This window comes from Virgibacillus litoralis (assembly GCF_017873675.1).
Taxonomy (GTDB): domain Bacteria; phylum Bacillota; class Bacilli; order Bacillales; family Amphibacillaceae; genus Lentibacillus; species Lentibacillus litoralis.
Map to the genome: position 1 here is coordinate 83046 of NZ_JAGGKK010000017.1, position 8612 is coordinate 91657.

Genomic DNA, 8612 nt, shown 5'->3' on the forward strand with positions numbered 1-8612 from the left:
ACATATCCAAATGGAATTAGTCTATGTAGGAGTTTTATTGTTTGCATTGGCATTTGCCTTAATAGTTATCTATATTTCCTTCGTGTTAAAACGTGTATCAAGCACCATGGAAACACTGAGCGAAACCTTAGGAGAAGTAGAAGAGAAATTCCATTATATCACGCCTGAAATAAGAAACACGTTACATGAAACTGAAAAGATGGTCGATGATTTTGATGATAAGATCAAGGCAACTGACAATGTATTTAAATCGCTGGAGAATGTAGGTTCTACTTTAAATTCATCAAGTGAAATGTTGGCTCAACAAGCAAAAAAACTACCTGAATATACATCATCTCAATCAATGAATCGAATTGCGGAAAGCATAAGATGGGGTGAAGTAGCATATCGGATAGCTAAGAAGTGGAAACATCGAAATGATAAGAATGAATTAATCGCTCAAGAAGAAAATTTACCGGTAAAAAAATAAGGCTGAGTCCTTCGATTCGTTCCGGCAGCATACTTCGCTTTTACCGCTCCGGGTACAATGGGGACATATGCACCAGCTATCGCTCTCGTAGTGTCTTCTTAGCCACGGGCATGACCTCAGCCTCCTAGTGACGTTAAAAACGTTTCTTGCGGGGTATTCGGAACGTGCTGTTCCCATAGGAGTTCGTATCCTGCCTCCCTCGACTGGTAGAGACTTCTTAATTAAAGGCTGTAGTGTTCCCTGGGGGCTAAGAAGCAATGTCACAACAAGCATTGTTTAATTTACAGGATAAAGTGAGCAAAACCAACCGTAGCGAGATCATGTCATGCACTGCAATTATTCATCGCATTTTATATCAATTGCGAAGATTAAAAAGAAACAAAACTGATAAAAAGAGCCAAAAATAATGAGATGAGGGATAACAATGACTTTAGTAGGAATAGGTGTATTATTAATAGGAATTGCTTTTTTAGTTTTAGCTGTTTATTTATCATGGACTTTGAATAATTTAGCCCACGTACTGCGTGGAGTAGAGAAAACAGTAGAGCATCTACCGAATCAGCTTAACGATATTTTTAAAGAAACCGGGAATCTTATCAATCATACGAACAGTACGCTTTCCGATGTTAATGAAAAGCTAAGAACGTTAAGCCCTTTATTTTATATTGTGGAAGATGTTGGAGAGATGTCGAGAAAACTGACCACACCATTAGCAAACTTTAATGTATCGAGAAAAAAGAAAACGGAAGAAGAGAATTAGAAGACAGGAAGTCACCTATTGTTGTAACGGGTTCCGTTCAACTCTGGGGTTACGACATCGAATCCATTGAAAATCTATACTCAGTAGCGTATGTAAACTTAATAGTTATACCAAACGATGTGCTCCCCATTTGGTCACCTGATGGGGAGTATTTATTAGATCTAAATTGTTTAATAAAAGTTAATCAAGTAGATGAACTTCATCATCCACATGAATATCACCTGTTTTTATCACAGTAGCATAAACGCCAAAATTATTTTTTCTTTCCTTTATAACCGTCTTATGCAGACTTGAATCTCTTTCAGCATTATCAGGATTAACAGTAATAATCATGCACCTTTTACAATGTCCTACTAATTCAATTTCTACGTCACTTCCTATTTTCATACGTCTGCCAATCCATTCTTCTTCAATAAACGGTATTTTGTCTTTTAATGAAATAAATAAATTAGGACGAAACCGTCGAAAGTCAACCTCGGCTTTACCCCACATTTCTTTCAGACTATCTATTGAAGCATCCGTTACAAGCTGAATGTTTTCAACTGCAATTGGTCCAATAGGCACGTGAGAAGGGGGATATTCAATAGTAGAAATTTTTCGGTTCGATTTGTTTTCCATTTCTTTAATTAATTCTTCATCTTCCCAATCATAAATCTTGCCTTGAGGTGTTATGACTTCTACTCCCGGATATTCGTCCAGCAATTCTTCTCCTGCATATCTTGCTTTATATCGAACCATTTCTGGGAACTGTGTTATTGTTAAGAAATTTTCTTTTTTTGATTCATCTAAATAAGCATGGCCGCGGTCTCCATATAAACCATAATCCATTATTTTGGATTTTTGTACACTTTCCCCGGAAAAAGATTTTACTGGATGACGGACAATTTCTTTCATATGACCGATTAGCATTTCATTCACTCCTATATAATTTTTAACCCACTATAAGCTTAACAGAGGACTTTTCAACTCTGCCTGTTAGTCTTTGTTTAGCAGTTACTTTCTTACTGCATAAGCGCAACTAAGGCTTATCTATATTAAAGCTTGACGATAAGCCAAGTTTTCTAAAAAATAATCGTTCACAATCTTTGTAGTTATTTTAACATAGATATTCAAAAATCAAGCGGGCACTGGCTATTGTTCGCAGATAAAAAAGTATAAATCCTTTCTTACTGCATAAGTGCAACTAAGGCTTATCTATATTAAGGCTTGGCGATAAGCCAAGTTTTCTAACAAAATACACGTTTACACCAAAAAATGACCATCAACTTAGCATATAAGTTGATGGTCATTTCACATCTGTTGCTATCGTTAAGGATTCCTTCGTTGAAATGCATAATATCCTAGAGTTATTGCACCATATAATCCTTCAAGGTTTTTTCGTTCAATAAATGTGCTGCCTTCCTCGGTGTTGTCTTTCATTTCCTTTGTGATATCAACCATTGATGATGATAGTTTATTTGTTGTTTCTCCAACGTCTCCTAAGATCGTAAAAATCGGGCTTAATTCGCTCATTTGATTATTTAGTTGTTGTATCGTTTCCCTTCCAGTGGTGAGCGTATCTTTTGCACCAGACGTTATATCAGCAACTTGCTGCGGCAGGGCATCTGTTGTTGACCTCAAGCTTGAAAATACACCCGATAAATTTTTTAGCGGCTTAATTAACATTACGACGAATGCGAGAAATGCGATTCCAATAATCAGTACTCCAATTCCAAGCCAATCCATGTGTTTGCCTCCTTCCGAGAACAAGATTCACTACTTTTTTATTACCACTGCTGTGTTTTGATTAAACTGGCCATTATGTTTAATCATAATCAACAATCTTGTCCCATACAATAGTTGAAGTAGAATAAATAAGGAGCGAATGTTATGGGACGATTTGGGAAGGTGTTTACCTGGGGAGTAGGTTTTGTCATTTTGGCCTTTCTTATTCAATATCCAATTCAAAAAACGGAAACCACTTGGGAAACATGGTCATTACCTCTTTCGGGTAAAACAATAGTTATCGACCCAGGTCATGGTGGTGTAGATGGTGGAGCGGTTGGAAAGGATGAGACGTTGGAAAAAGATATTGCGCTTGCTGTTGCCAAAAAAACACAGGACTTCCTGCAACAATCAGGTGCTCTTGTTTATTTAACGCGTGAAAAAGATAAAGATCTTGCGAAAGAAGAGACAAAAGGATTGTCGAGGCGAAAGGCAGAAGATATAAGAAAGCGCCTTAAATTCATCCACGATAAAGAAGCTGACTTTTTTGTTACGCTTCATTTAAATGCATTGCCATCCAATAAATGGAGTGGTGCGCAGACATTTTACTACTCAAAATATGATAAGAGTAAGCATTTAGCCACAATGATTCAATCTGAAATTATTCGAAATTTGGAGAATACTACACGGAAGCCTTTGCCAATAAATGGTGTATATCTTTTAAAATATGCTGAAGTTCCTGGTTCACTTGTTGAGATTGGATTTTTATCAAACGAGCATGAGCGCGAACATCTGAAGAAAGATTCCTACCAGCGGAAAATTGCCGGAAGTATTTATGAGGGAATTCTCCGTTATGTTACAGAAGAACCTGAAAAAAAGTAACGAATTAGTCAGAACATCCTATGATACATATCACTTAGATTTTACGTGATTTGTGTTATACTAGCGTTGTGTGCAAATAAAATGATATTATTTTGTATATATAACGACTCTAGGAAAGGGATGGTGACTAACGTGTTATCACAAGAAGAAGTAAAGGAACTACTTCACCCTGTTAAGGATCCATTTTTACATAGAACGCTTGAAGAAACAGATGGTGTAAAAGAAATTACAATCAAAGAGGAAAAGAAGCATGTCAGTGTGAAAATCGGTATTGGAAAGACGAATACTGGTGAACAGATGCAGCTACAGCAAGAGATTGTTGGCATTCTGAAAAAGAATGGAGCAACAACTGTCGGCTTACGTTTTGAAAAGTTGCCTGACGAAACCATTGAAAAGTTCCAGCCTGCTGCTGAAGCAGAACAGGAAAAAACTTTAATGGGCGGAGGTAAACAACCTAACTTTATCGCTGTTGCTAGTGGTAAAGGCGGTGTAGGTAAATCGACCGTTACGGTTAACTTAGCTATGTCCTTAATGCGCCTAGGTAAAAAAGTAGGTATTATCGATGCAGACATATACGGCTTTAGTGTTCCAGATATGATGGGAATTGAAGAAAGACCTGCAGTTCGTGCCGAGAAAATTATTCCGGTTGAGCGGTTTGGAGTTCAGGTTATTTCCATGGGCTTCTTTGTGGAGGACAACTCTCCAATCATTTGGCGCGGACCAATGCTTGGTAAAATGCTAAACAGCTTTTTTAAAGAAGTAGAGTGGGGCGATTTAGACTACTTGCTACTTGATTTACCACCAGGAACCGGTGATATTGCAATGGATGTCCATGAATTGCTTCCAACGTGTAAAGAGCTAATTGTCTCGACACCACATCCAACTGCAGCATTTGTGGCAGCGCGAGCTGGTCAAATGGCATTAAAAACAGATCATGAAATCTTAGGCGTTGTGGAAAACATGGCCTATTTTGAAAGTAAAAAAACAGGCGAGAAAGAATATGTTTTTGGTAAAGGTGGCGGTAAAAAACTTGCCGAGGTGCTAAAAACGCAGGTGCTTGGCCAATTACCTTTACAGCAGCCATATGAAGAAGAGGATGAGTTTGCTCCATCTGTATACCAGCAGGACCATCCAATTGGAAAAGAATATCACAAAATTGCTTCAAAAATCGTAGCAAAAATAGAAGAATAAAAAATTAGAGGTGGCGTGTGTCACCTCTTTTTTTAATTATTTGGAATTATAAAATTTAAATGCTGTGAATACTGGACTCCCCTCCCGGTGTCTATAAGTCAACATCGAATTGTTTACGCTCTTCGTGTATCTTTTTCGCTTTCCAAGCACAAGATTCATCTTGACTTTCGCCATCACTGGCGATAAGTCAAGTTCATCTAATCTCAGGGGAAAGGAAGATCGACTAAGATCGCCGCATTGCGCGGCAACGTCGACCCACCCGCAGCGCTGAGCACAGTCCATGTGGCGCTGATCAGGCGCTTCCACATTTGTTCCAAATATTAACCGGATCCTCCAGAACCTCCACCTGAGCCTCCAGAACCTCCACCAGAACCGCCTCCACCTGATCCTCCAGAGCCACCACCGGAACCGCCGCCTTCTCCACCTGATTGCTGGCCGCTTTCCTGCTTACTTTTCTCTTCTGCTGCTTTTAGTAATATTTCGGATATTTTTGCTTGGAAAAGTGGTGTTTGCAAGGTTTGTTGAACGGTCTCTTCTAAATGCTTGCGGAACTCTTGACCTTTCATGACACTTAGCATTTGTTCGCTAATCTGAGGATTTTGCATAAGTTCAAGCATTTGTTTCTGATATTCTGAATCGCTCATTAAATTCTTCATTAGCTTTTTTTGTTCTTCAGATATTGACTTGGCATAACTCTTAACAAATTCAGGGTCTTCAAATAGTTTTTTCCACATTTCTTTTCCTTTTTCGGAAACAAGTACTTCATTTATTGATTTTTTAACAACTTCAGATTCAATCACAAGTTGTTGCTTTAATTTTTCATCAGCTAATATTTCTCTAAGTGCTTTCTTTCCATCTTCTGTCTGTAATATATCAACCACCATTTTTTTCGTAGCATCATAATCAGCTTCTTTTCCAGAAGCTCCTCCTCCATTACATGCGGAAATGAAAATGATGGATAAAATTATTAATGAAGTTAAAATCATACGAAACATTTATGATCCTCCTTCCTCTCATATTTAATATGAGTTATGAGACAAAAAAATATTCTTCATGGAGGAAAAAAGACAACGTTCATGATAAAATATGACTGGATGCTCAACATAGTTGTAGGAGGAAATAGGATTGAATAGTCGTAAGTGGGTAGGATTATTTTTAAAGACGTTACTGATAGGTGGGATTGTAGGGCTAATCACCAGCTTTTTTGTGAAGGCTTCATTATATACCAATTTTTTAAATCCATTTGATTTTATGGAGCTAACGGGGTTAATTATTTATTTCACAGGATTAGGGTTATTATTTAGTATTATAAGTCAGACCGGTTTTTTTGTTTATTTATTCATTAACCAATTTGGCCTAAGCCTGTTTCGGACATTTTGGCCAACTGTTCAGGTATTACTAATTGCATTTGTTGTATTTGATTTAATTTATTTTCCATATAATGCAGTTGGTGGCGATGTTTCGTTATTTTGGTTTATCTTAATGGCGGCAGCAGTACTGGGGTATGGATGGATTATAGCTAAAATAAAAGCACGCGAGACGAACCAGCGGGCTTTTATTCCGGCATTATTCTTAATGGTCGTTATGACAACTATCGAATGGGTTCCAGGTCTGCGTACAAGTGGAACTGATTATGCATGGCTAATGATTATTACATTACTTGCATGTAATACATATCAATTGCTTGTATTACATCGATTAACCAATAGTGATTCAAAAGGTAAAGAAAAAATTAACTCAAAGGTTAGTTCGAATAAAGCATAACGTTTATTTTGTCCTAATGTGCCAAAGGCATATTAGGGCTTTTTAAGTTAGATAATTGAACTTCCGGATCTGCAATGTTTAGTTCTAGCCCTGCGTTTACAATAATAGTTCGACATTAGCAGAATACCATAGCAGATTATGCTCTTGTTTATCCTTTTCGCGTTAACTTTAACCCGCCCCGTGCAGATGCCTACGCTTTGTCTTTATTCCACAATTTTTGATTTTGCATGTGCCTGGTTAACCAGTTCAGATATAGTGACAAACTGGAAGCCCTTATTCTTCAATCCAGGTAAAATTGTTTTTAGCGAATCAGCCGTCTGCTTAACGGAATCTGATGCATGCATCAATATGATATCGCCATTTGATGTTTGTTTCATTACGGTGTTCTCAATTTTTTTGGTGCCCGGATTTTTCCAGTCACTAGGGTTAACATTCCAATGTATTACTGTAAAACCTAATTGTTCAGCAAGTTCAATGATTTCTTTGTTAAACTTTCCGCTTGGTGGACGTAACATTTCTATATCCTTATAGCCAATTTTCCCAAATACTTCTTTTGCGTGTAATAGATCATCGCGTACTTGATCAATTTCTTGATCCAAATAATTTTCATAACGGTATCCAAGCATTCCTACTTCGTGCTCTGCTTCAGTTATCTTCTCTAATATTTCAGGATGACGTTCTGCCCATTCCCCGCTTACAAAGAAGGTTGCTTGTACTTGTTTTTGGTCTAACTGCTTTAAGATAGCATGGACTTTGTCCTCGCCCCAACTGATATTAAAGGTTAATGCTATATTAGATTCATTGGCATTCCCTTTTGTTAAAGCTACCGTTTCATCCTCTGAAAATAGAGAAAGAGCACCTTCACTTTCAAACCATAAAAATGTAGCAGTAAATAAAGCGAAAATAAAAACAATTAACCAGCGTTTCCATTTATTAAATCGTACAACATAAAAATGATCCATAATATCATCCCTCTCAATATCCTTACTTTATTCTATGAATGACAGTCTATAATATGAACAAGCTGTTGTTTGGTAATAAGGAAAGATAAAAAAGTCGCGAAAAAGGGATGAAAATACATAAATATGGGGAATAGTAATTCTACACATAATATTTGTATGGGTATTTTTGTTTGTATCTTGGGTTCTAAAAATAGTAACCGACGGATTTCGATAATTAAAACGAACGGCTATTAATAAGTAAGAAAAGCGAGAACTTCACTTTCAATATGGAAATATACTGTCATAAACAGTAATTACTGATTAGATAAAGAAGGTTAGGTGTATACAATGTTAGGTTTGTTAATTAATGATGGAGAGCAAAAAGAAATAGAATATCTCGTAAAACGGGAGTTAGAAGAATTATTAATGGATTTAGAGGACCATCGTATAGATAATATGGTTAAACGTGCAATGAGGGAGAGGTACAAGGTGTTATTTAACGTATTCCGCCGTGTAGCGAATGAACAGGAATGCATGAAATATATTCCCAAACGCACTGGCAATTAATACTTTATTTCTAATTAGGAATTAAGTCAGCCAAAAAATCATTTAATTTAATTTATGGTTTTTTGGTTTTTCTATTGAACTTATCAACATATTATGCTATATTATTTTTTGTTGTCAGTTAAGAAAACAACAAATTATGCAGAGGAAAAAAAGTCATTGAAAAAAGTTATTGACAATCATCTGCAGCCATGATAAATTATATCTTGTCGCAAAAAAACGACAAACGGAAAAATTGATCTTTGAAAACTGAACAAAACAACCAGTATGTCAAGAAAACAGGTTAAAAGTTAAACTTTTAAACCCTGATTTCAATTATTAAAGCTAAGACAATTAT

The 8612-nt window shown here is 36.6% G+C and carries 10 protein-coding genes; 6 read left to right on the forward strand and 4 right to left on the reverse strand.

All coding sequences use genetic code 11. The features are described 5' to 3' along the window. The first annotated feature begins 10 nt into the window (after positions 1-10). Positions 11-469 carry a DUF948 domain-containing protein gene (locus J2Z82_RS14695; RefSeq protein ID WP_209481510.1) on the forward strand — a complete coding sequence of 153 codons (459 nt, stop codon included), beginning with the start codon at positions 11-13 and terminating at the stop codon, positions 467-469. A gap of 424 nt (positions 470-893) precedes the next feature. Beyond that, positions 894-1229, forward strand: a complete 336-nt coding sequence (locus J2Z82_RS14700; RefSeq protein WP_209481511.1) for a DUF948 domain-containing protein — start codon at positions 894-896, stop codon at positions 1227-1229. Positions 1230-1409: 180 nt separating this feature from the next. On the opposite strand, the gene J2Z82_RS14705 is transcribed toward J2Z82_RS14700, so the two are convergent. Both J2Z82_RS14705 and J2Z82_RS14710 read right to left on the reverse strand, forming a co-directional pair. Next, positions 1410-2138: an MOSC domain-containing protein gene (locus J2Z82_RS14705; protein WP_209481512.1), complete on the reverse strand. Its 729-nt coding sequence runs from the start codon at positions 2136-2138 to the stop codon at positions 1410-1412. A gap of 399 nt (positions 2139-2537) precedes the next feature. Then, positions 2538-2954 (reverse strand): DUF948 domain-containing protein, encoded by a 417-nt coding sequence (locus tag J2Z82_RS14710; protein WP_209481513.1) that lies wholly within the window; start codon positions 2952-2954, stop codon positions 2538-2540. A gap of 144 nt (positions 2955-3098) precedes the next feature. Between J2Z82_RS14710 and cwlD the strand changes: the two genes are divergently transcribed. After that, positions 3099-3815 carry an N-acetylmuramoyl-L-alanine amidase CwlD gene (cwlD, locus tag J2Z82_RS14715; protein WP_209481514.1) on the forward strand — a complete coding sequence of 239 codons (717 nt, stop codon included), beginning with the start codon at positions 3099-3101 and terminating at the stop codon, positions 3813-3815. A gap of 132 nt (positions 3816-3947) precedes the next feature. Next, on the forward strand, positions 3948-5006 hold the full coding sequence (locus tag J2Z82_RS14720) for an Mrp/NBP35 family ATP-binding protein (RefSeq protein ID WP_209481515.1): 1059 nt from the start codon (positions 3948-3950) through the stop codon (positions 5004-5006). 320 nt (positions 5007-5326) lie between these two features. Here J2Z82_RS14720 and gerD read toward each other — a convergent pair whose 3' ends face one another. Further along, on the reverse strand, positions 5327-6001 hold the full coding sequence (gerD, locus tag J2Z82_RS14725) for a spore germination lipoprotein GerD (RefSeq protein WP_209481516.1): 675 nt from the start codon (positions 5999-6001) through the stop codon (positions 5327-5329). Between the two features lie 130 nt (positions 6002-6131). Between gerD and J2Z82_RS14730 the strand changes: the two genes are divergently transcribed. After that, the gene (locus J2Z82_RS14730; RefSeq protein WP_209481517.1) at positions 6132-6770 is read left to right on the forward strand and encodes a KinB-signaling pathway activation protein; all 639 of its coding nucleotides are present in this window, start codon (positions 6132-6134) and stop codon (positions 6768-6770) included. 203 nt (positions 6771-6973) lie between these two features. On the opposite strand, the gene pdaB is transcribed toward J2Z82_RS14730, so the two are convergent. Then, on the reverse strand, positions 6974-7732 hold the full coding sequence (gene pdaB, locus J2Z82_RS14735; RefSeq protein ID WP_209481518.1) for a polysaccharide deacetylase family sporulation protein PdaB: 759 nt from the start codon (positions 7730-7732) through the stop codon (positions 6974-6976). A gap of 327 nt (positions 7733-8059) precedes the next feature. Here pdaB and J2Z82_RS14740 point away from each other — a divergent pair, with 327 nt between their 5' ends. Beyond that, positions 8060-8278 carry a hypothetical protein gene (locus J2Z82_RS14740; protein ID WP_209481519.1) on the forward strand — a complete coding sequence of 73 codons (219 nt, stop codon included), beginning with the start codon at positions 8060-8062 and terminating at the stop codon, positions 8276-8278. Positions 8279-8612 lie beyond the last annotated feature (334 nt).

What these genes read in the sequence shown, in the direction of transcription:
- J2Z82_RS14695 (WP_209481510.1), top strand. Translation starts at nt 11, where the DNA reads ATGGAATTAGTCTATGTAGGAGTTTTATTGTTTGCATTGGCATTTGCC.
- J2Z82_RS14740 (WP_209481519.1), top strand. Translation starts at nt 8,060, where the DNA reads ATGTTAGGTTTGTTAATTAATGATGGAGAGCAAAAAGAAATAGAATAT.
- pdaB (WP_209481518.1), bottom strand. Translation starts at nt 7,732, where the DNA reads ATGGATCATTTTTATGTTGTACGATTTAATAAATGGAAACGCTGGTTA.
- gerD (WP_209481516.1), bottom strand. Translation starts at nt 6,001, where the DNA reads ATGTTTCGTATGATTTTAACTTCATTAATAATTTTATCCATCATTTTC.
- J2Z82_RS14710 (WP_209481513.1), bottom strand. Translation starts at nt 2,954, where the DNA reads ATGGATTGGCTTGGAATTGGAGTACTGATTATTGGAATCGCATTTCTC.
- J2Z82_RS14705 (WP_209481512.1), bottom strand. Translation starts at nt 2,138, where the DNA reads ATGCTAATCGGTCATATGAAAGAAATTGTCCGTCATCCAGTAAAATCT.
- J2Z82_RS14700 (WP_209481511.1), top strand. Translation starts at nt 894, where the DNA reads ATGACTTTAGTAGGAATAGGTGTATTATTAATAGGAATTGCTTTTTTA.
- cwlD (WP_209481514.1), top strand. Translation starts at nt 3,099, where the DNA reads ATGGGACGATTTGGGAAGGTGTTTACCTGGGGAGTAGGTTTTGTCATT.